Origin of the sequence: Pseudoalteromonas fenneropenaei (assembly GCF_042643375.1) — a bacterium.
Lineage (GTDB): Bacteria > Pseudomonadota > Gammaproteobacteria > Enterobacterales > Alteromonadaceae > Pseudoalteromonas > Pseudoalteromonas fenneropenaei.
In genome coordinates, this window is sequence record NZ_JBHRSD010000011.1 from 161,247 (window position 1) to 186,347 (window position 25,101).

At 44.1% G+C, this 25,101-nt stretch carries 26 protein-coding genes and 1 pseudogene; 12 read left to right on the top strand and 15 right to left on the bottom strand.

The window, feature by feature from the left end; all coding sequences use genetic code 11:
- Positions 1-38 precede the first annotated feature (38 nt).
- Entirely contained in the window at positions 39-191 is a 153-nt protein-coding gene (locus ACFOEE_RS06530) for a hypothetical protein (RefSeq protein WP_377122243.1), read from the bottom strand.
- Here ACFOEE_RS06530 and ACFOEE_RS06535 point away from each other — a divergent pair.
- The 7 genes and pseudogenes from ACFOEE_RS06535 to ACFOEE_RS06565 all read left to right on the top strand — a co-directional run.
- A pseudogene (locus ACFOEE_RS06535) lies at positions 161-274 on the top strand (ISAs1 family transposase); the annotation flags it as partial. The gene ACFOEE_RS06530 and the pseudogene ACFOEE_RS06535 overlap by 31 nt on opposite strands.
- Before the next feature lie 12 nt (positions 275-286).
- Entirely contained in the window at positions 287-955 is a 669-nt protein-coding gene (locus ACFOEE_RS06540) for a GAD-like domain-containing protein (protein ID WP_377122246.1), read from the top strand.
- 327 nt (positions 956-1,282) lie between these two features.
- On the top strand, positions 1,283-1,489 hold the full coding sequence (locus ACFOEE_RS06545) for a hypothetical protein (protein WP_377122945.1): 207 nt from the start codon (positions 1,283-1,285) through the stop codon (positions 1,487-1,489).
- A complete protein-coding gene (locus ACFOEE_RS06550; RefSeq protein WP_377122929.1) occupies positions 1,474-1,770 on the top strand; it encodes a DNA/RNA non-specific endonuclease in 297 nt (98 codons plus the stop codon). Before ACFOEE_RS06545 ends, ACFOEE_RS06550 begins: the two co-directional genes overlap by 16 nt.
- On the top strand, positions 1,760-2,101 hold the full coding sequence (locus ACFOEE_RS06555) for an immunity protein YezG family protein (RefSeq protein WP_377122249.1): 342 nt from the start codon (positions 1,760-1,762) through the stop codon (positions 2,099-2,101). The genes ACFOEE_RS06550 and ACFOEE_RS06555 overlap by 11 nt, the downstream gene beginning before the upstream one ends.
- A 222-nt stretch (positions 2,102-2,323) precedes the next feature.
- Positions 2,324-4,549: a hypothetical protein gene (locus ACFOEE_RS06560; protein WP_377122252.1), complete on the top strand. Its 2,226-nt coding sequence runs from the start codon at positions 2,324-2,326 to the stop codon at positions 4,547-4,549.
- Positions 4,546-4,977: a hypothetical protein gene (locus ACFOEE_RS06565; protein ID WP_377122255.1), complete on the top strand. Its 432-nt coding sequence runs from the start codon at positions 4,546-4,548 to the stop codon at positions 4,975-4,977. Before ACFOEE_RS06560 ends, ACFOEE_RS06565 begins: the two co-directional genes overlap by 4 nt.
- A 185-nt stretch (positions 4,978-5,162) precedes the next feature.
- On the opposite strand, the gene ACFOEE_RS06570 is transcribed toward ACFOEE_RS06565, so the two are convergent.
- Positions 5,163-5,444 (bottom strand): hypothetical protein, encoded by a 282-nt coding sequence (locus ACFOEE_RS06570; RefSeq protein ID WP_377122258.1) that lies wholly within the window; start codon positions 5,442-5,444, stop codon positions 5,163-5,165.
- 685 nt (positions 5,445-6,129) lie between these two features.
- On the opposite strand from ACFOEE_RS06570, the gene ACFOEE_RS06575 reads away from it, so the two are divergent.
- The 4 genes from ACFOEE_RS06575 to ACFOEE_RS06590 all read left to right on the top strand — a co-directional run bounded on the left by ACFOEE_RS06575 (position 6,130) and on the right by ACFOEE_RS06590 (position 10,028).
- Positions 6,130-6,378, top strand: coding sequence for a hypothetical protein (locus ACFOEE_RS06575; RefSeq protein WP_377122261.1), 249 nt, complete (start codon positions 6,130-6,132; stop codon positions 6,376-6,378).
- A gap of 270 nt (positions 6,379-6,648) precedes the next feature.
- Complete coding sequence (locus ACFOEE_RS06580; RefSeq protein WP_377122264.1) at positions 6,649-8,163, top strand: mannan-binding lectin; 1,515 nt, start codon at positions 6,649-6,651, stop codon at positions 8,161-8,163.
- Between the two features lie 54 nt (positions 8,164-8,217).
- Positions 8,218-9,018: a hypothetical protein gene (locus tag ACFOEE_RS06585; protein WP_377122267.1), complete on the top strand. Its 801-nt coding sequence runs from the start codon at positions 8,218-8,220 to the stop codon at positions 9,016-9,018.
- Between the two features lie 2 nt (positions 9,019-9,020).
- Complete coding sequence (locus tag ACFOEE_RS06590; RefSeq protein ID WP_377122270.1) at positions 9,021-10,028, top strand: glycosyltransferase family 8 protein; 1,008 nt, start codon at positions 9,021-9,023, stop codon at positions 10,026-10,028.
- A 25-nt stretch (positions 10,029-10,053) separates the two neighbouring features.
- Here ACFOEE_RS06590 and ACFOEE_RS06595 read toward each other — a convergent pair whose 3' ends face one another.
- From ACFOEE_RS06595 to ACFOEE_RS06645, 11 genes are all read right to left on the bottom strand, one after another.
- Positions 10,054-11,838 (bottom strand): hypothetical protein, encoded by a 1,785-nt coding sequence (locus tag ACFOEE_RS06595; protein WP_377122273.1) that lies wholly within the window; start codon positions 11,836-11,838, stop codon positions 10,054-10,056.
- Between the two features lie 24 nt (positions 11,839-11,862).
- Complete coding sequence (locus ACFOEE_RS06600) at positions 11,863-12,282, bottom strand: hypothetical protein (RefSeq protein WP_377122276.1); 420 nt, start codon at positions 12,280-12,282, stop codon at positions 11,863-11,865.
- A gap of 136 nt (positions 12,283-12,418) precedes the next feature.
- Entirely contained in the window at positions 12,419-13,765 is a 1,347-nt protein-coding gene (locus tag ACFOEE_RS06605; protein ID WP_377122279.1) for an alanine racemase, read from the bottom strand.
- Between the two features lie 4 nt (positions 13,766-13,769).
- On the bottom strand, positions 13,770-14,288 hold the full coding sequence (locus tag ACFOEE_RS06610) for a KdsC family phosphatase (protein ID WP_377122282.1): 519 nt from the start codon (positions 14,286-14,288) through the stop codon (positions 13,770-13,772).
- Between the two features lie 9 nt (positions 14,289-14,297).
- Positions 14,298-15,038, bottom strand: a complete 741-nt coding sequence (locus ACFOEE_RS06615; protein ID WP_377122285.1) for a hypothetical protein — start codon at positions 15,036-15,038, stop codon at positions 14,298-14,300.
- Positions 15,031-16,863: a WD40 repeat domain-containing protein gene (locus ACFOEE_RS06620; RefSeq protein WP_377122288.1), complete on the bottom strand. Its 1,833-nt coding sequence runs from the start codon at positions 16,861-16,863 to the stop codon at positions 15,031-15,033. Before ACFOEE_RS06620 ends, ACFOEE_RS06615 begins: the two co-directional genes overlap by 8 nt.
- Positions 16,864-16,874: 11 nt before the next feature.
- Entirely contained in the window at positions 16,875-18,362 is a 1,488-nt protein-coding gene (locus ACFOEE_RS06625; protein WP_377122291.1) for a hypothetical protein, read from the bottom strand.
- Entirely contained in the window at positions 18,355-19,629 is a 1,275-nt protein-coding gene (ribA, locus tag ACFOEE_RS06630) for a GTP cyclohydrolase II RibA (protein ID WP_377122294.1), read from the bottom strand. Before ribA ends, ACFOEE_RS06625 begins: the two co-directional genes overlap by 8 nt.
- A gap of 658 nt (positions 19,630-20,287) precedes the next feature.
- The gene (locus tag ACFOEE_RS06635; protein ID WP_377122297.1) at positions 20,288-20,617 is read right to left on the bottom strand and encodes an energy transducer TonB; all 330 of its coding nucleotides are present in this window, start codon (positions 20,615-20,617) and stop codon (positions 20,288-20,290) included.
- 58 nt (positions 20,618-20,675) lie between these two features.
- Positions 20,676-21,440 carry a thioesterase II family protein gene (locus tag ACFOEE_RS06640; protein ID WP_377122300.1) on the bottom strand — a complete coding sequence of 255 codons (765 nt, stop codon included), beginning with the start codon at positions 21,438-21,440 and terminating at the stop codon, positions 20,676-20,678.
- A gap of 211 nt (positions 21,441-21,651) precedes the next feature.
- Positions 21,652-22,656 carry a sensor domain-containing diguanylate cyclase gene (locus ACFOEE_RS06645; protein WP_377122303.1) on the bottom strand — a complete coding sequence of 335 codons (1,005 nt, stop codon included), beginning with the start codon at positions 22,654-22,656 and terminating at the stop codon, positions 21,652-21,654.
- A gap of 355 nt (positions 22,657-23,011) precedes the next feature.
- Here ACFOEE_RS06645 and ACFOEE_RS06650 point away from each other — a divergent pair, with 355 nt between their 5' ends.
- Positions 23,012-23,467 (top strand): GNAT family N-acetyltransferase, encoded by a 456-nt coding sequence (locus ACFOEE_RS06650; RefSeq protein WP_377122306.1) that lies wholly within the window; start codon positions 23,012-23,014, stop codon positions 23,465-23,467.
- A gap of 120 nt (positions 23,468-23,587) precedes the next feature.
- Here ACFOEE_RS06650 and ACFOEE_RS06655 read toward each other — a convergent pair whose 3' ends face one another.
- Both ACFOEE_RS06655 and ACFOEE_RS06660 read right to left on the bottom strand, forming a co-directional pair.
- Positions 23,588-24,610 carry a hypothetical protein gene (locus ACFOEE_RS06655; RefSeq protein WP_377122309.1) on the bottom strand — a complete coding sequence of 341 codons (1,023 nt, stop codon included), beginning with the start codon at positions 24,608-24,610 and terminating at the stop codon, positions 23,588-23,590.
- 216 nt (positions 24,611-24,826) lie between these two features.
- Positions 24,827-25,078, bottom strand: coding sequence for a DUF1289 domain-containing protein (locus ACFOEE_RS06660; protein ID WP_377122312.1), 252 nt, complete (start codon positions 25,076-25,078; stop codon positions 24,827-24,829).
- Between the last annotated feature and the right edge of the window lie 23 nt (positions 25,079-25,101).

Sequence of the window (25,101 nt, forward strand, 5' to 3'; positions counted from 1 at the left end):
ACCCAACTTAACACTTTGAAATTAAAATAGCACTAACACTATTTCACTTTGATTTTTATAATTTCGGCTTCATTAATAATGAACCCTATCACCGATTCGACTTTGGTATCACCAGCAATGCCTAGCAACCCAAAATCGCTTACTGTCAGCCAGTCAAAAGAAGGAAGATTGGTTGCGGCAGTATCGGCCATTTAAAAACGGGATCCCAAAGCGCCATACCATCGCTCGGATCCTCAAATCTGTGGTGGCAGAATCACTGCTAGAAGCTCTGTTAAGGTAAATAAACATGACATCCTCATTTAAATTAGACGAAGACTTTGAATACTTTTTGGAAAAGTTTTCAACTCCGTTTGAACAAGTGCCATGTAGCACAGAGACTATTAATAGATACAAAGGTAAACTTCCTTCGCGTTTGCTAGAATACTGGCGAGAATATGGGTTTTGTGGTTTTCATGATGGACTTTTTTGGATAGTAAATCCGGAGGATTTCGAGGACATAGTAGATGAATGGTTGGCGCCAACCGATATTCCTGATCATGACATTTACCATGTATTTGCTCGCAATGCCTTTGGTGATTTATTTCTTTGGGGTGAAGAAACGGGTCAGAAATATAAGCTTTCGACTTCAAAAGGATGGATTATAGAGCGCGAGGGAGATCCAAGACCAGAACATAACTCCCGCATCGAGTGGTTCTTTGGCGGACAAACAATTGACTTGCACGATATTGATGATGAAGACGATAATCCCCTCTTTGAACAATGTGTGAAAAATTTAGGTGCGTTAGAATCCGATGAAATGTTTGGTTTTGTGCCCAGTTTAATTGCTGGTGGTGAAACCAAGTTAGAAAATATTCACAAAGTGAATATTTTCGTTCATTTATCACTATTAGCTCAATTTGGCCAAATTGAAGTTCTGGACAAGAATGCATTACGTAAAAAAGCCTTTGGCTTATAAATTGAGAAGACTCCGATGTGGCTAGAATATTATTCAACACCGCTTTAACAATTTAGAAATGATACCAAACTCAATAATATCCACCTACTTAACTTAGTGATAAAGTGTATGCTTTTGAGTCGGTTTTTTCTTAGTGGAGAATTAATATCGAGAGTACCTCTAAAGTGAACAGCTTTGCGCATAAAAGCACAATATCTTCCGCTCTTTAATAACACGGATGTTGTTGAGCTTGCCAATTAAGTTGGCAGGCTAGGTATTTATTTTCAAAATTACTCTGCAAACTTTTAGACACCTTGCTCGCAGATTGTCACGGGCACAATTATTTCCATGATACCAGTGGTCGACCAAATTATGGATGTTCGCGATATCATGGCGAATGTGATGTGGCTCACTGATAACGACGACTCAAACGACAATGATGCTTGGATTGCCTTTACCCTCACCGGCATTGGTTTAATTCCCCTGTTTGGCCCTGCCATTCTCGAACTCAACAAAGCAAAGCTGGGAAAACAGATGGTATTAAGGATGGCCTAGTTGATGATGAAGGCGGTCACCTTATCGCATCTATCTTTAAAGGGCCGGGTGAACAAATCAACTATGCCGCTATGGATGGGAACTTGAATAAAGGTGCTTGGAAGCGCATGGAAAATAAATGGGCAGAAGCACTTAAAGGAAACCCGCCTAAAGAAGTTAAAGTTGAGATAAACTCGATTTTTAAAGGCGAAAGCAAAAGGCCCACTGCATTTGAAATAATATATGAAATTGATGGTAAAAAAGTGAAGCGTTTTTTAAGGAATATGCCCAATGGAAAATAGCGTAGAAAATTTGTACTTAACCATAGCTCAATCAATTGTCAATTCTATAGATGATGATTGGTCAAGCTCAATAATTCGAGCAGAACTTACAGAGGGCTCTATCGAATTTCAAAGTGAATACATTCCAACCTTATCACCTGCTCAGCCAAAATATTTCGATGTTCCTTTTGAAATATTTGAAGCATTTGAAGAGCTTCATGCAGTAACAAGTGGAAACGATAACAATTGGAACAGAGCTACATTTACCCTCGCCCCCTCAGGAAGTTTCAATATTGACTTCGAGTGGGATCAAGCCCTTGCTGATGAAATCGAACGTTTAAACAATGAATAGCTAAGGTCTAAAAGAAAAAGAGCTAAGGCAATATAGTTAAATATTTCCATTTGGATAAGTTAAAAGGCCAGAAATATGATAGAAACTAATGATGAAGCTTTAGCTTTTTTCTTAAGCTTAAGCGAACTAGGTCAAATTTTTTAGATACCTTACTCGCACGTGTGATTAGAAGCTGCCAATAACGCAACCCAAAATCGCTTACTGTCAGTCAGTCAAAATGAATTGCGTTTTGATGATGACCCGCAAAAGCCCTATGTGTTATTACAAACCTTAGCGGGTAAACACAGTTTACGTTTAGATGCTCGCAGCACTGGACGCCAATTTATTAGTTGGGTAAGCCAGATGGGTGGCTTGAGTTTAATTGCCGGTAAAGACCTTTTGGTCGCAAGCAAAACCAAAGCAATTACCCAATTAGCAGGCCAAGACCAAACTTATGCTGCTAAACAAACCCTAACGCTCGATGCCAAAGAGCAGCAGCACTGGCAAAGTGGCAATCAACTGGCGTTAACCGCCGCCAGTATTTCCACCCAAACCAAAGCCGGGCTTAATGTTAAAGGCGGACGCAGTGTGAATCTGCAAGCGGAAGAGGCTTTTGCACTCAGTAGTGCAACCGCCATTACCTTAACTGCCCCCGAAGGCGCCAGCGTCATTTATGGTGACCAAAGTATTCAAATCAAAGGTAAAGGCAGTGGCACCTTAACCCTACACAGTAACGGTGGCGAAATCTCGTTAGATAACAGCGGTAATGTCAGCCTAATTGCAACGGATGTGCTGACCTTAAAGGGTCGCCTCATCACCTTAGATGCCCCCGTTGAATACCAACTGGAAGACCCTTTAACGGCAAGTGCACCTCAAGTACTCAGCGCACCAACTCAGTCAGCCCCAGCCAGTTTAGCGATTTCTGCTGCTGGAGAAGCTGACCTAAGCCAAGGGGTAATTGAGCTGGCGTATCACTATCAAGATGGTTCGCCCGTACAAAATGCCCCTTATGAAGTGCGTTTACACGACGGCACCGTTCTCACTGGGCAACTCGACCAAAACGGCCAAGCTCGCCTTGAAAATGTACCACCGGGACAATTCTCTGTGGTGTATGGGGAAGACAGTCGCCCATATCAACCAGAAGACACCACCACCCCTAACCCGCTCTTTGGAACTATAACCGCCAAAGACGCCCGTACTATGGTGGAAGCCGAGCAGCCAGAGCAACTACAAGCCGCACAGTCACTCGCCAGTCAAGCGGGTGAATGGTTATGGGGCACCTTGCAGGGGGATTTTAACGCCAACCCCAGTACCTCGCAGATTGTGAGGGGTACAATTATTTCCATGATACCTGTGGTCGACCAAATCATGGATGTTCGCGATATCATGGCGAATGTGATGTTGCTCACCGATAACGACGACTCAAACGACAATGATGCTTGGATTGCCTTTACCCTCACTGGCATTGGTTTAATTCCCCTGTTTGGCTCTGCCATTAAAGGGGTGGGTAAAGTGGTCATTAAAAACCCCGCCGCTGGCCTTGATGCCGCCATTGCGGTAATGCGTAAACTGGGTAAAGGCGACCCCGTTGCTTATTTACGCACTGTCAATTGGCATGACCTATGCAAACAAGCCGCAGGGGAAGTCTCAGATAAAATCAATGGGCTACGTGATGCATTAAAAGAAATCTCCGACAGCTTTATTCTGCGCCACACCCTACCCGATGAAGCACTAGCAGGCATGCAAACAACCCTGCGCCAACTTGACGACATCACCCCTAAAATCACTCAAGGTATGCAGCAAGCCGCACAACAGATAGGCCAAAAGGTGAACAAAGCACTGGATGACTATCAAGGCATTAAACCCAGCAGCGGCGTGGTCGGCCAACCCCATCAAAGTGTCGCCAAACAACTGGATGCCCCCAAAGGGAATGAATTGCCGAGAAGCGCTAGACAAATTGAAGAACCTAAGGTTGTAACTGGTGAAGGCACTAATGTTCGTATGGACGGACACAAAATATATGATTCCAATTTCGCTCCGTTGAGCACAAATCCAATGGCACAGTACCGATTTTCAGACCCTTCCTACCGTTCAACTGGAGGTGATGTTTATTTTGGTGAGAATATTGTCACTTCTTATATGGAGGTTCGTAAAAACTTAAACGGGAAATCTATATTTGTGGGTGACGTTGAGCTAGATAACATTCTAGATCTAACAGACCCTTCAGTACTTAAAAAAATGAATATTGACCCCATTAAATTGACAGAAAAAGTTGACAGCCATATCCAACAAAAAGTTGTTTATAATTATACAAATAAAATTTCGAATCAAGCTTATGATGCAGGTTATAACGGCATTCTGTATTCCAGTAGCAGGAAAACAGGAAATAATAGAGCCATAACTTTGTTTGAAGGTCGTTACAACGCTGATAACATTAAAAAGGTTTTAGATAGGACAATAAAAAAATGAGTAACTTTAAACTGCGACTTGCCGATGAATTAGGTATACAACCAGCTAAAATAGTAGGCATGGAACAACATGGACTAGGCTTTTTTACATGGCATGATAGTGGGGTAGTAGGAGGCCAGTGCTCATGTTGCCATACTATCATATGGGTTAGTCCTATGAAAAATTCGATACTTGCCAAGACTCGACCAGAACATATCCCATCAAGTGGCGAAGAATATAGAACTTATTATAAGGATACGTTAAATAGGTTTCTATGTAGTTTACCACCCTGCCCTAATTGTGGGAAAAGAGAATTTGACAGATTCATTAATAATACTTCATTTCCACGATTACAAGATGGATTTGAATTTGACGAAAACCAAAGTGACATTGCATTAATTAACTCGCCCCCCTTTAGCGTAAAAGTTTGGTGGTTAGACGAAAACTAGATAGCCAGTTTAGCGATTTCTGCTGCTGGAGACGCAGACCTAAGCCAAGGGGTGATTGAGCTGGCGTATCAATATCAAGATGGTTCGCCCGTACAAAATGCCCCTTATGAAGTGCGTTTACACGACGGCACTGTCCTCATTTAATTCCGTAGTAAGCAATTAGGGTGCATTTAGCACCCTATTTATTAGCTCGCTTTAGACTGTAAAGCGCGATATTTTAAGTAGCACATCAGTGCCAGCAAACCCAAAACAGGAATGGTGACTAAACTCAACCAACCACCCGTGTATAACACGGCAAGTGTCATACCTACATCCAGACTCCCTAAAATACAATTGGAACTTCCTGTTTCAGATACCCGACAATTTAGCAAAGCTACAACAAGCTCTGCTGTCAGTACCCCAAGCAGCGGTAAAAACGCAACAAGTCCGCTCAATATCGCAAGTTGCTTAAAACGCTGTTGTGTCATCAATACCTCCTTATTAAACACCCAATAATCAATTTAGATAGTCCAGATTTGCGTAAGTATGTCCTACCCACGTGTCCAAAGAACTATTGTTGCTAGCGTGGTGAAGGTGGAGGTGTGGTACAATCTGGAGAAAATAGAAATCACCTTGAAATTCGATAGATGCTGATACCACACCATTCAAATCATCCGACATCATAAAATTCATCGGATTTGCGGTTGCATTCGCAGTTAAATTTACAGCATCACTAGGTACAAAAAAAGTGCCTGTAATTCCGTTTTCAGTCTACCGAATAAAAGTAGCTCTATCAATTCCAGCAAATGTTAAACCGCAATAGATCATTGAAAAAATAATAACTGTAAAACTCAAGCTCTTCATAATAAATTCTTTTTAACAGATATAATAACAGAACTGAAATAGTAATTCACTCAGCCCATCTGCAACCTTATTCCAAGCTTTAGTTTTGTCAAAATTTATAACTAAGTGCGTTAACAAAATGGAGTAAAACAACCAACCTTTATCATCAATGATAAATACACAACAAAAATTCAGAAGCATTCAGATTAAAAGCCACACAAAAAAGACCGCTTAACTTAATCAAGAAAAAAGCTGACTTTAAAAAAACATCAAACCAATATACAATATCAAAACAAATGGAATTATTACAAACCAACAAAGGACTATTTTATGTCAAACCATAAGCTATTTAAGACACTTAACTCTTTTACCCCAGCATTCATCGCAAAACCATTAGCCAAGTACCCTTGGTTACTTATTACTATTATTCTATCTATTTTATTAATGGTGTTTTTATTAATTAAAGTGGCGATTATTGCAGCGTACGCGTTTATTGCATTATTGGTTGTTGGCATACTTTGGGGTGGCTGGAATAAAATTAAGAAGCTCTCAAGCCGTAAAAATAACCCTACAGCATAGCAACGACCATGATGAAACTGGCGCAAGCCAGTTTCTATGCCAACCACTTAGGTAAATTATTTGTAAGTTAAGTGTAATGTGATGTAATTAGCTTTCTTTCAGCTATGCTATAGTCTTAAAAGCAAGATTGGACATGGTTAGACGGAAGCTTATTCTTACCCCTAAGCAGTTAAGGATGAAAGAAAGTCGTTAAGCACTACCCTGACCACCCAAACTGATTCGCAAAGTATGCCTACTTTGCTGTAATTTACGTTTATTAGGGTGTGAGCAATGCAAACAATTCATAACACTACTCGTCGTTTATTCGCGGCGTGTGGCTTAGTCGCCACCTTGACTGTACCAACTGCCATGGCGGCAAGCCCAACAAAACCGTACGGTGATCCCAATATCTGCACTGCACCAGCCAGCTGGTTTACGGCAGATCCAGGCATCCCTACTGAAGTGCCAAATAATGGCAACGATTTTTGTGATTTTTATCAATTTACGTGGCAATCTTTTTTGAGTCTGATGTGGCCTGTATCGGGCAACACTGACCCAACCAATAACAACGCAATGGTGCGAAACTTCGCCGATACGACCCAGTATCCCTTATTTGAATTTAACCCAGATGGCAGCCCAGCTAACTCTTGTGATAACAAGATAACCGGTTCGATATTAAAAACCGCGCTACAAAAAGACGGCAGCTTTGTCCATGGTGAAGCCGGTGGTGGCGATGTTATCTTCGATCAAAATGGCAACATTGCCTACTACGATATGCGTTTTAGCCGCAATATGTGTACCGATGCAGACAAAATCAAAAACGCAACTAATTTTCCTGGCGGAACCACTGAATTAAAAACGGCGTGGCGCGTATTAGATATTTCGGACAAAAATATAGGCAATTACCTAATTTGGCACAAACCCCCAGGTTTACCCAAACCTAAAGAAAATGAGAAGGAAAAAGTATTAGCATTAATTGGCTTCCATTTTGCAATTGCCACGCCCAACCACCCTGAATTTATTTGGGCTACGTTTGAACACAATAGCAATGCCCCTGACTGCAATAAGCCAGCCCAAACCAATGGCTGGTCATTTACCAGTACACAGTGCGCGACGGCTCTGCAAACCGGTGATAACACGGCAATGAGCAAGTGTATGAACCAAGCTAAGCCAAACGATACCTTAACAGGTGTGCCTACTGAAATCTGTCGCGTTTACCCTAATGGCACTGATCCTTCAGACTTAAAAGCAGGGGAAAATGTCGCAGATATTACGTCGATGAACACCAGTGTCAAAAACCAAGTTACGGGGGCAATGGCTGTATTGAAAAATTACTTTAATGTCGGCTCAATTTGGGTGTCTGATATTAGTAAAGATTCTACTTTGGTTACTGAAGTGAATGGTAAAACCCAAGGTGATATCAGCAATCAACGTGGTTCTTTACGTCTTGCTAATACCGTTGCGGAAACCACTTTCCAATGGGTTGATACCAATGCGGAGACCAACGGTGGCTTTGCCTCAAACTGTTTTGGTTGCCATAGCTACGAAGGTACCGCCGATATCAAAAACAAAAATACCACTTCGGGTTTATTAAGCCATATTTTTGATGACATCGTAGTGGGTATGGGCAAATGCGTCGACGTACAAGCTGGGCCTATTTTTGACCAAACTGACGCCGCCGCCAAGTGTAATGCGAAGCAATCACCTCAAGGTGCATGTCCAAATCTTGGTTTAGCTTGGAATGGTCAGTGGACCACCACACAAGCGGGACAAATGAGCGTATGTGGCTGTTGCGCAGCTAAATAGGCTTGGCGCCAACAAGTCCCTCGGATTTGTTGGCGCTTTCCTAAAGGAATACCGATGCTAAAAATTTTGTTTTATCCCAGCTACCCTGACAAAGAATTTTACGCCATCACTCACCTAATTAATCTCAACGGTTATGCTGCAACGCGTGATTTAAATGATGATTTTGATGTCGCTTTTTTGTGGCAAGACGCCACCAAGCTCAATTGCCCAGAGGAGTTAGAACAAGCCTGTGGCAAACGTAAAATCATTAACCAAGCTTGTGTCGATATTAGCAAACGCCATGTTGAAACCTTACATCAACAAGTTTTTGGCTATGGCTGCGCACTAGACCCAACTACAGCTCACGGCCTTGGGGTCGAAAAACCCGATGCCAATGGCGTAAAAGGTGGCAAGCTCGTTTCCCTGCCACTACTCGCACCACAAGCCGATAAAGTCTATCAGCAGTTAATTGACTCCACAGTAGATGGCTACCAACAGGAATACCGCGTTGCAATTGTGTTTGATGAGATAGCTAGCGTTTGTCTCGTGCGGCAACAGCCCGCTACAGAATTGCTAGATCACAGGGAACAGCTACCTCCAGAGCCAGTAGCTGTGCAAAAGGTATTTTCAACCCAAGAACAGCGCTTGATATTAAGCTTTTGCGCGTGTATCAGACTGGATTTTGGTGAGTTAGATATTGTGCGCTGCCGCCATAGTCAGCGCATTTATATTTTAGATGCCAATAAAACCGCCGCAGGTTACGGTATGCTGAATTATTTTAAATGGCGCGCCGAGGACAAAAAGGCTGTGCTAAAACGCATTGCAGAATGTTTTGCGCACCATATCGAATGCTTTTTGCATGCTAACAAGGACTGACTATGACACCTAAATTATGCCTCGCCACTGTGACTTGTGACCGTTTTGCAACTGGTACAGAGGTGTTGCTCTATAGCTTTCTTAAACACAATCCATGGTTTGAAGACGATATCATTATTTTCATTGATTCATTAAGCCCAGCTAATCGGGCACGATTAACAGCCCTTTACCCCGTAAAATTTGTTTCAAGAGCACAAGATGTTGAAAACGCCATTGCCCTACTTCGTGAGCAGCTCCCTGAATTAAGGGCCGATCTTCACTTGCGACTGTTGTCATTAGAAATACTGAGACTGACCGAATATCAACGCGTGGTATTTTTAGATAGTGATGGCTTAGTCACTGGCGATTTAACACCGCTATTTCAGCATAAAGCAGCCTTTGTGGCTTGTCGTGATGGTTTCAGCTATGAAGATTGTGCTGACCTGTTGTTAAAAAAGGCCGGCTACCCTGCCATTAGTCAGCAAGCACGCTATGGTCAAGCAACGCTTCCGAACAGTTTTAACTCCGGCATGATGTCAATTGGTGCAGAGATCTTAACCGCACAACACTATCAGCAAATTGTATCTCTGCTTGGCGATTTCTCGCTTTGGCGCGCTTTTGGTCTACGCGGTTTTACCGATCAGATGTTGCTCAACGTCCATTTTCAAGGCCAAGTTGAGATCATTGATGGACGTTATAACTTTATGCCGTTTATTGAACAATATGTGCATTGGGTGGATGGTATTACGCTAACAGATGCTTGCTTTATCCACTATGCAGGTCTCATAAAACCTTGGTTTAACTATGATGAGCAAGAAATTTTAACGCTAGCACCACATTATCTGAAATATCTACAATTGTGGCACAGCACTTGGCAAGCCATGCATTTTGCCAATGATACCCAGTTCGCAGCGCAGCAAATTTTAGCTCAATATCATTGGACCGAAACATACGGCGCCACCATGCCAAACTTTAAAGCACCGCTTATATCATCAGCTGACAAAGTTGAGCAGGTAAAAAAAGGGGCTTAGCGCCCCTTTCTCATTTAGCTTGGCATTACTTTTTAGACGTTGCCATATATTGTAAAGCCGCGCTACTCAAGTCGGTACCTCGCTGATCAAACGCATCCGCCTCAAAGCCACCTTGGCTGCTAAGATTGGTGGAGTTGATCAAAAAGCTGAAAATGCTGGTTTTGCTACCATCTTTATTCGTATATTGGGACTGACCATGACAGCCCATACACCCACCCATAACGATGGAGTTTTGCGCACTTTGGCTAACACCAGGCACCACCAGATTTGGCACGTTAACAATGTTGTAAGCGCTACTTCCAGCACGCGGATTGGGGAAACAATTCACTGAACTTGGCACATTATTCATTGTGAATTGGGTACAATCCACGTTCACTGCAGTTTGATACACAGGACCTGGCGCACCACCTTTAAATAACTGGATACCCGGTTGGCTACTCTCCACTACGTTGTTAGCCAAGAAATAATCTTGCGTCAATGGATTAGCTTGGCCAGCAAGCGTTGCATCCTCATTCGCTGGCAGCGGCTGCACACCTTTCAGTTGATAGTATTGCCACACCGAATCTTTAAATTGCCCAGAACTGGCCATGGCATTTTTCACTTCCTGATTCACCTTGATAACGGCATTGGTGATAGTTGGCGGTTGCACGACTTTAATGGGCCCTGCAGACGTATCGCTTGGCTGAGTATATTGACCGGGGATAAAGTTATAGCCATTGGCCGCGGTTACCGCACCTTGCAGTGGTAGCGTGACTTGCGACAAATTAGTCCCAGTATTGATTATCGCATGAGGCTGCCCAGTCACAGTGCCGCGATAGCTCATTTGGTTGTAAGTAGTATAAAAATATAACCCAGTGTCTGAGCCATTAGGTGTTTTCAAATTGTCTACATGTTCAAAAGTAGAAAACACAAAGGCTTCATAGTTTTTCATTTTGCGAATAATATGCAAACCTATCAAACCAAAAGTCGCTACATGCGCTTCGACTTCATCGCCCGTGCCGCTACTTTTGTAGTACAAGGCTTCTGCCGTATGGTAGCGCCCTGACTGCGCTAAGTCGTCACTTAAAACCCGCCATGCGGCTTTAATCTCAACCGTTTCGTTCGGTAAGTTAAAGGTATCTGGCGCTTTGCCGCCAAGGCCCTTCACATAGTCGTATTCAACTTGGTTGACCTTAGCTTCGAACAAAACCTCATAATCATCGTACGGGTTTTGCGACGGGGTACTGCCCGTTTTAGGGAAGAACAGTTTGTTCTGTCCAATTTGCGAGTTTTCATCCAAATTGTTAAATCTCGCTTGTGAAGCCGGTACAGTTAAGTTGGTAAACTCATATTGCGGCGCCAAAGTCGGAAAATTGCCTCGCGCGGTGGAGTTTTTTGGGAATAACTCTGAACGATGCGCAAAGCTCTGCCACAGTAAGATATTGCTACTTAGGTTATCCGTTGAGCTTTTACCATTGTGATAAAAACGCGGATTACCCGACGTGACAAAGTTGTCAGATGGTGAAACTTGTCCACGTACGACAGTTGACTGCCCCACTTGTGAATTGCCGCTACGTTGAGTTGGTGAGTTAAAGTAAATAAACTGCCGCCATGCAAAACGAGCAAACTCTTCGTGGCTAATGGGGTTATTTAAATCGTATTTCGGTGGCGGCGCTGGCAAAGTCGCCGGCGTGGCGGTTAGATCTGCAGGGGTAATCGTATTACCGCCTGGAAAACTACTTGCCGCAGCGCTATTAAAGCTCGCAACAATAGCAAGGCTCAGCGCGCTACAAAGCACAGAACCTAATACGCGTGGTTGACGATAAGTCATGATAATTATCCTTAATAACGCGGTTTAGCCCTGCGAACTGAACCACTGTAAAGTCAATGCGGTGTCGTTATAATCTGGCTCTGCAGTGCCTTGGTCATCAGTGACAAACATAATACCGCCGCCATAAGTAACGCCATTTAGGGTAAATTGTGTAGTGCTCGCCGCAACTAATGGTACTTTACCCCCACTGCTACGAAACTGAATTTGATAACCCGCTTGCATGATGAATTTACCATTCCCATTGCCAAACAGATTGACGCCTGTCCCACTGCCACTAATAGGGAAAGTGAAGGTACTGCCGCTAAAATTTTGAAAATTTATCGGCTGATTATTGCTGTCAATGATTTGAATATATTGCTGATATGCGGCTTGATGAGTTGCATTGAATATCACCAATTTATTGGCTGGAATATCCAAACGTTGCGGTGCTGACCAATCAGACATAATGCTCTCCTTAAATTACCTTGTAGTTGGAAGCTTGCGCTTCATCTTGAGTTGTTGATCTCACTACAACCAACAAGGCGTGCACTGGTTGACCCATAAGCCTTAAACCAGACGACGCGCGCCAAATCCTTACTGCTTATGCAGGTATGCTGTAACCTGCTAAAATCGATTGCCAGTCACCTGCCTGTTTTATCTGGCTTAAGTGCCGCCCTTGCCAGCAAATAATCGCCTGACACGGATGGATGAATGGCTGCTTCAATACATTGCTATAGCCACCCATATACTGAAATACCACAAAATCCCCTGCCTTAACTTGGCCTGCCACATCCGTCATCAGCACATCTTTTTCAATACAGGTGTTACCCACTAAGTCGAACTGTTCTTCGTCTACCGAAGGCTTATCTGTAACTAATTGGATGGGTAAAGTTTCACCCTGCCATTTATGATTAACGTTATGATTACTGCCGTTGAGCAAGGCCAAGGTTCTGCCCAGCTGCTGCTTTACTTCCAACACTTGAGTGATAAACACCATAGCGTTGGCAACCAATGCCGTGCCGGGTTCTAATTGCAAAGTAGGTTTAAATGCCTGCTTATTGGCATCGCGTAACTGAGTTGCAGGATATTCATAGCAATGGCTTTGCCACGCTTCATTAATGGCACTGGCATAATCGTTAAAACCACATACTGCGGCGCCATATTGCGCAGCGAGTGCTGGCGGCATAACGCCAAAAAAGCCACCACCAAGATTAATAAACTCAGGCGCTTTATCCTTAAATAGCGTCTCACAAGCATGTAAAAGCCCGCGCATCCGTTGGTAAAACGAAGCTTGGCTACGTGTCGAGTTCGAAAAATGGCTATGTACACCGACCAGTTGGCAATTTGGGTGCTGCTGTCGCCAGAGGATTAGCTGCGCTAAATTAGCCTCGTCGGCAACTATTCCAAAGCGTGAGAAGCCACCTTCCTCGATGCCATAACTTAATCGCACCGCGATGCGAAATGTGTGCTGGGGATATTTTTCACAGACTTTAGCCACCATAGCCAGTAAATACCATGCATCGACATTGAATTGCGCGCCAGCCAACAGTATCCGTTCAACAAACGCTTCACTATGTACCGGGCCGTTGACAATGATTTTATCTGGCTGAAAACCAACAGCTTGTACTGCAATGTCATACTCCATCTCAGAAACGACCTCGGCATGGCAACCAAGTTGTTGTAGGTGATGACAAAGCGCTGGGGTGTAATTGGTTTTAAACGAATACGCTATGGTCAATGGCTTAAAATACGCAGCAAAAGCCGCTTTAAACTCAGTGAAATTGGCAGTAACACGGTCTAAATCTAGTAAATAACAGGCTTGACCTTGTTTGCATGGTGCAAGCTTGGCTAAAAATTCGTAGTCAAGATTATCCAAGCGAGCAACATCGTAGTTGCCAGTATTTGCATTGTCGCTAAAGGGTGAGGTTTGAGGCTGCGTCATCATCATGCTGTTACTCCACCCAATACCGCGCCATTAGGCTTGGCCATTTTCCTTGCGCCTGTAAAAGCGCCACCAGTACTTCTCGAATGGCACCCCGACCACCTCGCGCCTCTGTGACTATCGTTGCCACCTCTTTGGCTTCGAGCGTGCCATCTGCTGGCACTGCAGCAATACCCGCACGGCGCAATACCGGAATATCCATCAGATCATCACCCATATAGAGGCACTCCGCAGCACTCAATTGCTGTGTTTCCAGCAGTGTGTTGAACGCCGCTAGTTTATCTAATGCGCCGAAATAACAAGGGCCAATGTCTAATTCTTTGGCATGGTCGACATTCGCTTTATCTGCGCGACCAGAAATGATAGCCACTGGGATGCCAGCACGAATGGTCATGCGAATTAAATGGTCATCTTGCGAATGAAAAAACTTTATTTTTTCATCCCCACCATAGCCAATGAGGCCATCTGTCATTACGCCATCGACATCCAAAATCACCATTTTTATTTGTTGCGCTATTTCGCTTTGCATTCCACGTCCTTATTCGCAGTTTTCCAACAGCTCTTTTAGTTGCCCATCACTAGATGCTAAAAGTTGCTCATAGTTTCTTATCACCCGCCGAAGGTCGTCAGGTGCTTGTTTGCGGCTTGCGGCTTTGAGTCTAAGCCTTCGCACCCCTAAAAAATCCAATATCCTTGCTTGTGTGGCTTCACTCAGTAAGGTTTCGTAGTCAACCGCACAATAGGTTTGCTGGGTAGTGGCAAGGCACTGGCTGAGCGCTTGATAATAAGCCTGATTTTTAGCGATATCAGCGGCCAATTCGGCCTTATTGACCATCACTTGGCAACGGACTGGCTCAGGATCTGAATGGTAGTTTTCCCATACACCAGTATGTTCCGCTACCAACTTAGAGACATGAACCTGTAAGGGATTATTACGTTTTAAGACAATTTTTTTAATGCTGGGGTCATTCACCACAGCCTCAAAAATATCCGGCTGTTGCTGATGCGTCATTTTAAAGCCCACCGCATTATGCCCCATAGACTCATGCCAAATTGCCTCTAACACCTTAAATGGCGCGGCATCACGCTCAGCGATTGAACTGGCGAGACTAAAACTGGTATTACGCAGCGGCAATGCGTAAAACATGCCTGTCGGGTTAAATACCTCATGGTGACACAAAATATCGCTGTGTGACTGCAACATGCTACAAAGCATATTGCTGCCACTACGGGGCGCCGACAAGATCACAAAACGTTGCAGGGTATGTCGGCTACTCATAGCTCGGGGCCTGTACTTTTTGCGTCATGGCGCGTAAATGGTTGAGCACTTTTAACGTCACACTATCCACTAAGTACACAGCACCATCGTAACAAGACGCCAGTAAATCGTTACCATGGCGCACCACAGCACTGATACCGTTATCAGCTAAGGTATTGCGTGTTACAACACCTGAGCTTAAATCTATGCGGATTAATTCACCCCAATAGTTACTGACCACGACCACATTTTCAGTGGTATAACACAGCGCTTTAGGTGAGCGGCGCCCTAAATGAATACTGTGATACAGTTTGCCATCTTCCAAACCGTGGACTTTCAACACAAAATCGCGTCCCGCGCTGGCAATAAACTGACCACTTGGTGATATCGCAACAGCATCGATGATTGCAGTATGCCCATGATAACGCTGCAGCACTTTGCCATTAAAATCCCAACTCGCCAGCCCACCTTCAGCACAACAGCTTACCCCAATTGCTTTGGTGGGATGCAGTTCCAAAGACTTCACCGCGTTATCATGGAGCGCAAGACTGGCTACAACTTGCCCATCCGCGCGCATGTGCACCACGGCACCACTATAGCAAGCAATAAAGACATCCCCCGCAAACTCTGCTAAGTGGGCACTGCGAATGCTATTGATAGGTCCTTCATGTAAATTCAACACACCTTGCTGCTGTAACGCGGTTAATTGCCCTTCGCTTTGCGACACGGTTTGATTGTGGGCACCGGTATAGAGCTTTTGCATAGCTGGGCAATAGTGCACAGCATTCATTAGTACCCGCTCTCGCCTTGGCAGTTGCGCGCTTAACCAATTCGCTTGTAATGGCGCTAATTGACCAATACGTAAATAGCCATCATCACTGACCGCCGCAAATAGACCCTCTCCGCATGAGGTCACGTCATTAAAACAGGCATTACCTTGGGTGTTTTCTGCCAGATGCTGTTTACATTTGCCGCTTTGCGCATCCCAAATCACCACAGTCCCATCAAAACTACCAGCTACGACTTCGCGACCATCTTGAGTCCAATTAAATGAGCGCTCCCATAGCGCGGGTTGTGATTGGAGCTGTTGTTTTTGGACAAAATGCTCGCTGTCCCAGATTAAAATACGCTGGTCGTAAGCTGCTGAGAGAATATCGCCATTCAGTGGCGATACCGCGACTTTTTTAATGGCAGAATCATGACCGCGTAATTCTGCCAACAAGGTTTGGCTTGCAATATCAAACACACGCACTATGCCATCATCGCAGCCAAGCACCATACGCTTGTGCACTTCGTCAATGGCGCAGCTGTCGGTTTCAGTGTCAAATGGGCCAATTTTTGCCAGCTGCTTGCCTGAATCTATGTCCCACACGCGCAGTGTCATATCGTCGCCTGAGGTATATAGCTTGCCGTCAAAATAATTCACCGACAGTACGTCTTTTTCATGGCCAAGAATAATTCTGCGGATAGCACCCGTGTGTAAATCCCAAATAATGATTCGCCAGTCACGCGACACCGAGGCACCTAGTTCATCATTAATAAAAACAAAATCTTCGACATCATCACTGTGACCCTGCAACACCATACGCAGCGCACGAGTTTGTAAATCCCAAATATACAGGTTGTAATCCGATGAAGCGCTCGCCGCGAGCGTCCCAGCAGCATTGACCGACACTCGATTGACCAGATGTTGGTGATAACCCAGTAAACACACCTCGGCACTTTGCTTATTAAACAGTGCTACCGCACTGTCATAACCTGAAGTGATGATCCAGTCGCTACTTCCGACGTGCGCCGCACAAGTGACTGGGCCACGATGATGTAAAAATGCTTGTTGCTTATCCATATTTGCTTCCTTTAAAAACTCATTGCGACTGAGGGGAATTGCGTCGGATGTAGCTCAACATGGTGAGCATTGAGTGTATGTGCAGCGTATTTTGCTGCGGTTGTACAATTAACCGCGCTATTGTGGTGATCGGCGCCATTAATGCGACAGTTAGGTGCAACATCGGCAAGTGCGAGCAGCCATTGCAAATAATGCTGTTCACGTGCTGAGGCGTTAAAATGCCAATGGCTATAAATGGTAAAGAAAGCGTTACTCCACCAGATATAGCTATGTTCATAGTGCTGCAACGCGGCGAGCAATTCTTCACGCGCAGCCAACAAGTCAACGTGTAGATAGCGATGCGGTAGTTTACGCCATACTTGCCATTGGTTTTGAAATGCCGCCGCCCCACCCCAACGCGTCAGTTCGTTTTGCCACAGCTGTTCTAAATCCTGCCAATTAATATTGCGAGAGTGAGTGTTAAACCACAGCTGATAGAAGGTTTCCGGCTCTGGAAAAACATCAAATAAATGACGAACAAAAGCCGGGAAATCAGCACCATCCCAGTGATTAACCATGTACTGCCGTACTGCCAACGCCTTTTCGCTGTAATCAAAAAACACTACCTCGGTGTTGGCATGAAAACCCATTTTGGCCAGCGCATAGTAAATCTTAAACCCTGCGGCCACGCTAAATACCGCATCCAACGGTGCCCCTTTTGGCTCGGCATCTAGGTCGGTGTAATTTTCGATATTGAGTAGAAACACGCCTTGCTTAGCGCTTCCTATCTGCTTGGCGGCACGACGTACAAATTCGCTTTGCGCTTGGGATAACTGCGCGAGATAAGATTGTGCTTGGTTTGGCTCACGTAAACACTTAGCAAATGCGCTGTGCTCTTCAGGCATTGCTTTGTCGCTATCGGCTAAATCAAATCGATTTTGATTGATTGCATGGCTAAAACACCGCAGTACTAACCCTGCATTAAACCCCACGGTGACTAAGCCACTGCCAGCAACATCGGTTACTCGCTCAATTTGTTGTAGTTGCTGTGAGGTAATAACGTCAGGCAAAGATTGCAGCGCGGCTGTGCATTTCCATTGCCAGCGCAGCATGTGATCTGCTTCACCAAAAGCAGGCATGCCAAGAGCGCGATAGTGGCGTAAATTCACCAAAAAGCAGTCTGTAGCTAGACCAAGTGCGCCGCTTTCGCCCTTAACCACTTCACCCGCCAGCAAAAAATCTGTTTGCTGACACAATTGCGCTATCCCATGTCGCAAACCTTGCTCTGACCAATGCGGCAAATACCACTGTTCATCAATAACGTGGCCTGCACTCTGCAACAAACAATAATCAGCATCGCGGTTTGCCGCTTGCTGCAAAGCTAAATCAATGGTGGCGGCTTCAATGATTTCGTCTCGATAACCATAACGACAAAAAGCTATGGTTAACTCGCGCAACTTGCGCTGATAGGCAGAGTTATTCCCATGCTCACTCACAAGCGCATAGATGAGTTTAGCCATGCATCACCTCCGCCATCAACGGCTGCTCAGCCGAGTGAGTCAAGGTGACGGTGAGTAACATACCCGCACCAAAAGCGTTAGCGGTTATCTGATCCGCCGGAATATCTCCAAGCACCTCTGTGGCTGCTGCAATGGCCGCAACCACCGAAGCGGTATTCACATAAATAGTGAGTACATCCACGACCTGCTGCGCCATAAATGACTGGATAAGCGTTAATCCCCCTTCAACGAGCATGCTCTCTATGCCCTCAGCCTTGAGTTGGGCCAAGGATGGCGCCAGCGACCAACCTTTTGCCGCCACCACTTGTGATGGCCAGCAAGGTCGCTCACTCAGCTCAGTCACCAGCCAAGTTTCCCGCTCTGCCGCTGCTGGGTCGAGCGTTGTTTGTTTAAGTACAGCCTGATGCCGGCCAGAGAAAATCACGCGATGTGGCTGCTTTAAAGGTTTACGGCCAAGTTTGTCGTATCGGACATTAAGTTTAGGTTTATCGTTAAGCCAAGTTTTCGCACCTACGGCCACGGCATCATAGCGCTCACGCAGTTCATGTACCCGTTGCCAATCACGCTGGCATGATAAACACAGCGGCTCACCATTCGCTTGACTCATTTGACCGTCTGTACTTAACGCGAAATTCACATGAATAAATGGCCGCTGCAATGGCGAAACGCCCTCTTCTGGCGGAGCTGAAAAGCCACTCAGCAAATGCCCCATCGCATCACGTTTGGTGTGTAAGTACTGTAACGAGTGCGCAGTTGGGTCACAAGGCACCGGAATTCGCCCTGCAACCTTAATCCCAAGTGCTTCAAGAGAGTTTAGTTTGAGTGGATTATTGGTCAGCAATTGCACCGAGCGAATACCATGAAATGCCAATATTTCTGCCGCATCATCATAGGTGCGGGCATCAATCGGTAAGTTTAATTTGGCATTGGCTTCAATGGTATCGTAGCCAAGTTCCTGTAAAGCATAAGCCCTAATTTTGTTGGTCAGGCCAATCCCTCGCCCTTCTTGCGGTAAGTAAATCACCATCCCATCATTTGCGGCGATATAACCGAGGGCGTAATCAAGCTGTTGTTTACAATCACACTTTAGCGACCCCAATACTTCCGCAGTAAAACAAGCTGAGTGCATCCTGACTGGCAATTTGCTGCGCCCTGCAATATCGCCATGACAAATTGCCGTGATCTCTTCCCCTTTGTGGTTTTGATAAATTTCTACCACAAACTGCCCCAACGCAGTGGGCAATACCGTGCTCGCTTTGAACTTCATTCGCTTACTCCTTCATGCGACCCACGACAGCAACGCCGCAAGTAAACAAAAACGCACTCCTTACAACCTAACAGCAATGCAAATTACATTTAATTAACACAATATAGATCATAATTTAAAATTGTGAATTACAGTTGCTTACAAATACAATTTAGAATCATTTTTTGCTGTGTCTTACCATGCCTTGAACTGTTTATTTTCTGTCAGTAAGTAAAGGTGTGACAAAGACCAATTAGTTCCTATTACTCTTAGTTGATTTCCAGCAATGGAATTTGTTGACGCCTAAGTAACGCAGCTCGGCTACAGAAAATGAATGTAACGCGCGAAAAGGAGATAATGAGGGAGTATATTTTGAGTGAGAGTTGGTGAAGTGCTGCAATATTAGTAACAATCAGCGCCGTTATTGGTAGTGTCAGCGCGTGAGCATAAATGAGCCGCCACTAAGTTAAGGTGGCGACTTCGCCTTGAGTGAGCTAAGACAACCGCCCCTATGTCTTAGCTGGCGCAACTGGAAAGTAATAATCAATCGCAGCTGTACTTACACTTTAGGGCAATTTGCTAAATAGGCTTCACCCGTTGGATTTTTTGACGTGGCAAAGTCCAAGCGCACAGAGGTTAAAATCGGTTTTCTTTCGGGATTTGTTACCGCTGGCTCCCATCACCATTGCCGCAATGCAGCGATTGCACTATTCTCAAACACCCCCTTAGGATAAGAAGAGCGTACTTTGTACCCTTGTAGTTCGCCTTGCTCGTTAATTCCCACAATCAATTCCACACAGCCTGAGAGATTCTCTTTTGCAGCTTGGATTGGATAGTGCGGATTGGGAGCTTTTTTAGTTAGCCAATATTGCTCTGCCAGATCTTTCTGCTGTTTTTGAGATAAATCCAAATAGCTGACTTCAACAGTCTGAAGTTTTTCTTGTTTTGATGTCGTTGTGCACGAAACTGTTAACAATAGCGCAGGTATAATAATTAGTATTTTTTTCATCGCTTTTTCCTTTAGCGGCAATCAAGAGATTCTATAAGCTCGATACGCGGTACCGTAATTACATCACTGAAGTATCATACAGAGCATGTTTTTTCGACTCCAAGCTTTGATTAATAACATTAACCATTTCGCTTGAGTAGTGGTGAATAAAAAAATGCCCACTGGCAAAGTCAGTACGTGCTATTGGATTTTCTGATAGGTGTTGCCATGCAGCAACATTTTCTTCCGGAATATCATCTTCTGAACCATTAAACACATGGATATTTATTGGTAATGGCCGACATTCAGCGATATAAGTCTCTGCAATTTTAAAATCCGCCCGTAATAATGGCACGAGCAAATTCATTAACTGTTCACTTTCTAGGACTTCTCGTGGAGTGCCATTTAACTCTTTTAACGCTGCGATAAACTCATCGTAAGGCAAATTGTGCAGTAGCTTTTTATGGTTGGATATATGTGGCGCTCGGCTTGCAGAAACAAAAAGCATCTCTGGTAGTGGGAAACGATGGTAATGCAACTGTTGTGTTAATTCATATGCAATACGGCTCCCCAGACTATGACCAAAAAATGCAAAGGGTTTACTACTAATAAAACTATGTTCAGCAAGTAACTCAGCAATCACATCCTCCATAAATTCATGAGGCTCCTCCATCATTCTTATACCGCGGCCGGGTAAATGCACGAACACCAATTCAATATGCGGTGCAACAAAATTAACCCAACTCGTGAATATGCTTGACGAACCACCTGCGTATGGGAAGCAGAATAATCTTATGGTTGCATTTGGATTGGCTCTTGGGATACAAAATAACTTTCTATTCATACGCTTATCTTACGTATTTAGGTTTACTTACTTCCTGATCAGCCTAAGGCAAAAACAAAAATGTAACTTCTATTTTTAAATACATTATCATATGGCACAGTTTAGGAGCAGAGATAAAACCAGCGCTGGTTGGCAAGTCTCGTAAAGCTAGCATGAAGACTTATTAATCACTAAGTGTCAGTATGCGCGTTACGGCCTTGCAGTAATGGGGTTAACTCAAACTCAGCTTCTTACGGCGCTTTTTCACTTTATACATTTCGCTGTCTGCACGCTGCAATAATGAATCCGCATCATCGCTGGGTTGTGAAATAGTCACACCCACACTGGCACCTTGATAGTCAATAATGGTGGTACTGATATCAATATTGCCAACCGTACTTTCAAATAGCTTTTGCTGAATTTGCTGCGCCGCTTCATCACTCATTTTACTTGGCACTTTACCAAAAATAACAAATTCATCGCCGCCAATCCGGGCGATAAAATCGCTTTCATCACAACCGCTTTTCAGCCTTTGGCAGATAGCCAATAAAAATCTATCACCCGCGTCATGACCATGGGTGTCGTTAATATGCTTAAAATTATCGAGATCAATAAACGCAGCAAAATAAGCAGCTGTTTTATTCTCTAAAGCATTTAATGTCTGCCAGATCTCTTGCTCCAATGCACGACGATTACCAACCCCAGTGAGGGGATCCATAAGCGCTATGTTACGAAACTGGCGGTTTTCAATTCTTAACTGTTGTAATAAAAACTCACGGTCTACTTGGATAGCAATAATTTGGCTGATGAGCTCAAGTAAAGTGCGGTTTTCTGCAGATACTTTTTGCGGAAAAGTACTCGCTGCGCATACCGTGCCAAATAAATTACCATCGGTTAAATGTACTGGCGCGCTCATATAGGTTTGAATACCAAGTAACCTAGCTGCATCCGAGTCTCCCCAACATGTGCTGACATCACTGGTGACAAATTGGTTTTGTTCAATGGCACGTTTACACAAGGTATCGCCCCAAGGCACTGTTAATCCCTCATCAAGCTTGAGATTACCAGTGTTGAGTGCATAGACGACTTGTTGCACCCCTTCAGCTAAATCAATGCGTGTAAAATAAGCGGATTCTAACCCTGTTGAATGATGTAACAATTTGATAAGTGCGCGCACTTGATGTTCTAGGTCGCCGTCAACAAGCGACGTGCTCAGTTCATCTAATAGCGTGTTCATAATGTCCTCTGCATGACGTCCAAATCCATTGCGCACAGCAAAGGCCACAATAAAGCCTTATCTTGCAGGAAAAATCTAATCATCCGACGCGGTACTGTTTGCTCGTCTATAGTAAAACCTTAAAAACCAAAATGGTAACTTTTATTTAGGTTATCCCTGATATGTAAACTACTTAACCACACCTATTGGTTAAAATTAATTACGCTTGGCTGTTACCCATATGAAAGTAACCAGATAACATCGTAGAAATTGTCATGTCACTCTCTCAATGGATACAACATTGATTTAGCCAAAAGCCACTGATAGCATTAGGAAATTAATTTAAGTTGACCGCTTGGTCTGGTAAGGAAATATATTGGAAATTAAAATTGATGATTTGCAAGGTAGCGATGTGTTACTGCTGCTAAAACAACATCTGCAAGATATGTACGCAACATCACCAACAGAAAGTATCCATGCATTGGATATTGAAGCACTCAAACATCCATTTATCACTTTTTGGCGAGCAGAAATAGAAGGTGTGATACAAGGCTGTATCGCACTCAAGGAATTAGATTCAAAACATGCTGAAATCAAGTCCATGCGCACTGCCACTCATGCGCGAAATCAAGGTATTGCCTCGCAATTGTTGTCCCATGTACTTAATGTGGCAAAAATCAGAAGCTATGAAACTGTGAGTTTAGAAACTGGCACCATGGATTATTTTTTGCCCGCCAGAAAGTTGTATGAAAAGCATGGTTTCGTTTACTGCGATCCGTTTGGCGAATATCAATTTGACCCTCATAGCTGCTTTATGACCCGCAAGGTTTGAGCACATAACTCAATGATTGCTTCCCCACCGCACAAGTGCATTTGGCACTTGATTTTAGTGAACTCGCCCCACTTAATTTACCTAGGACGTTGAATAGTAAATTCTCCAATTTTACAGATGCTAAGTCAGTATTAGACGACTTTCTAGCTCGTGCTGCTTTTGCTCAATTCGCGCTTTCTCGTGAAGCTTTAGACATGTCGTTTTTTCTTTGTCTCCCGCAAACTGGAGCTGACTATCTTTTGAATATTGATTGCAATTAACTTGTGCTAGCTGCTCTGAAGGCACATCGGCAAGTAAAGTATTAAACAAGGCTTGAGGTAACTGAGAATACTGGATATGAGTAATACTGTGTTGTTTAGATAGCCTCAAACCAGCTTGATAAATTGCGGAAATCACACTCAATAAATATCCGTCCGGCCTTAGAAAATCCGCTCCTGGGTCAGTTAGTTGAAAGTAACTAGGTGCCACAATTGAAGGTATTGTAAACGCGCCAGGTTTAGCGTGGTGCGATGCAATAACCTCTGTCAAAGTGCGGCTTAAAAACATACTGCGTGGAGGCGATAAGCTCGATAACAAAAACGTGGCCTCAAAGTTAAGCCAAGCATCTAACTTAATATAGCAATGTTGGTGGTGTTCAGACAAAAAGGTTAACCAAATCTGTAACAAGGATTTTAAAATTTGACTCTGCGTTTCTCGGTCAACCTTATGTGCATACACGCGGGCGATATCATCGACAAATTTTGGTTCCGAAAGGCAAACTCGTCCCGGTAGCTGATTAATTAACTGACTACACAGCGTTGAACCGCAACGCGAAATATGAAAGATAAGCCCTGCAAAATGGCAAGATGGTGATAATTGTTTTGCATAATCCAATAATTGCGAAATAGATGTGCGTAGCGTAACGCGGCTACCTGGTGCGCGTTTAAGTCTAGCGATCGTATCGTGCACAAAAGGCAAGCTAAAGTCTGCATGTCTGGCGTAGCACCACTCAACAAACAGCTCATCTTCTAACTCAACGATTTGATAGGGAAGCCAAAATTTTGCGTTAGGTAATAAGTGAATTTCATTTTGCCAATTAAGGGGTTGAAAGTTCAGCCCAACACCGAGCGCCTCAAACACCGCCTTATCCAATAAGCTTTCCACAACTCACTCCTTTGCACCTGATTTCTCATAGAATTGCATTGAATATAACGGCTTCATTGAGTTCTTTTCAACTCTAATCAATGGGATAAGAGTCATTGCTTGAAAAAGGGCAACCACTTAGACGTTAGCTGGTTTACCTCTGTATGAAAAAAGATGGCGTTATAATTTCTGCTATTCGCTATTCGTGCAAAAAGGCGTGAAACATACATCGGCGTACTATCTCGTAGTTCTCAATCGTCCCTCTGCCCTTTTTAAAATCAGGTATTTAGCTTCATCATCTATCTCATGCCAAGCGAGGATTTCTTGTAGTGAACGGCCGCAGCCAACGCATATATCGTCGTTGTTTAAGCAGCAATGACGGATGCAAGGTGACTCAATCACTACCGCTGGCGCGGATTGATTAGTTTGTTTGGACGGGGTGGACTGCGCATGGCTTGCTGCCACTGACCCCTCCGTTAACTTATGCATATTGCCCTCCTTGGTTAAGTTTA

Coding starts and splice junctions, on each gene's coding strand:
- ACFOEE_RS06555 (WP_377122249.1), top strand. CDS start 1,760: ATGGAAAATAGCGTAGAAAATTTGTACTTAACCATAGCTCAATCAATT.
- ACFOEE_RS06635 (WP_377122297.1), bottom strand. CDS start 20,617: ATGAAAAAAATACTAATTATTATACCTGCGCTATTGTTAACAGTTTCG.
- ACFOEE_RS06590 (WP_377122270.1), top strand. CDS start 9,021: ATGACACCTAAATTATGCCTCGCCACTGTGACTTGTGACCGTTTTGCA.
- ACFOEE_RS06625 (WP_377122291.1), bottom strand. CDS start 18,362: ATGGCTAAACTCATCTATGCGCTTGTGAGTGAGCATGGGAATAACTCT.
- ACFOEE_RS06540 (WP_377122246.1), top strand. CDS start 287: ATGACATCCTCATTTAAATTAGACGAAGACTTTGAATACTTTTTGGAA.
- ACFOEE_RS06575 (WP_377122261.1), top strand. CDS start 6,130: ATGTCAAACCATAAGCTATTTAAGACACTTAACTCTTTTACCCCAGCA.
- ACFOEE_RS06615 (WP_377122285.1), bottom strand. CDS start 15,038: ATGAGTAGCCGACATACCCTGCAACGTTTTGTGATCTTGTCGGCGCCC.
- ACFOEE_RS06645 (WP_377122303.1), bottom strand. CDS start 22,656: ATGAACACGCTATTAGATGAACTGAGCACGTCGCTTGTTGACGGCGAC.
- ACFOEE_RS06595 (WP_377122273.1), bottom strand. CDS start 11,838: ATGACTTATCGTCAACCACGCGTATTAGGTTCTGTGCTTTGTAGCGCG.
- ribA (WP_377122294.1), bottom strand. CDS start 19,629: ATGAAGTTCAAAGCGAGCACGGTATTGCCCACTGCGTTGGGGCAGTTT.
- ACFOEE_RS06585 (WP_377122267.1), top strand. CDS start 8,218: ATGCTAAAAATTTTGTTTTATCCCAGCTACCCTGACAAAGAATTTTAC.
- ACFOEE_RS06660 (WP_377122312.1), bottom strand. CDS start 25,078: ATGCATAAGTTAACGGAGGGGTCAGTGGCAGCAAGCCATGCGCAGTCC.
- ACFOEE_RS06605 (WP_377122279.1), bottom strand. CDS start 13,765: ATGATGATGACGCAGCCTCAAACCTCACCCTTTAGCGACAATGCAAAT.
- ACFOEE_RS06570 (WP_377122258.1), bottom strand. CDS start 5,444: ATGACACAACAGCGTTTTAAGCAACTTGCGATATTGAGCGGACTTGTT.
- ACFOEE_RS06545 (WP_377122945.1), top strand. CDS start 1,283: ATGATACCAGTGGTCGACCAAATTATGGATGTTCGCGATATCATGGCG.
- ACFOEE_RS06640 (WP_377122300.1), bottom strand. CDS start 21,440: ATGAATAGAAAGTTATTTTGTATCCCAAGAGCCAATCCAAATGCAACC.
- ACFOEE_RS06600 (WP_377122276.1), bottom strand. CDS start 12,282: ATGTCTGATTGGTCAGCACCGCAACGTTTGGATATTCCAGCCAATAAA.
- ACFOEE_RS06610 (WP_377122282.1), bottom strand. CDS start 14,288: ATGCAAAGCGAAATAGCGCAACAAATAAAAATGGTGATTTTGGATGTC.
- ACFOEE_RS06565 (WP_377122255.1), top strand. CDS start 4,546: ATGAGTAACTTTAAACTGCGACTTGCCGATGAATTAGGTATACAACCA.
- ACFOEE_RS06620 (WP_377122288.1), bottom strand. CDS start 16,863: ATGGATAAGCAACAAGCATTTTTACATCATCGTGGCCCAGTCACTTGT.
- ACFOEE_RS06530 (WP_377122243.1), bottom strand. CDS start 191: ATGGCCGATACTGCCGCAACCAATCTTCCTTCTTTTGACTGGCTGACA.
- ACFOEE_RS06580 (WP_377122264.1), top strand. CDS start 6,649: ATGCAAACAATTCATAACACTACTCGTCGTTTATTCGCGGCGTGTGGC.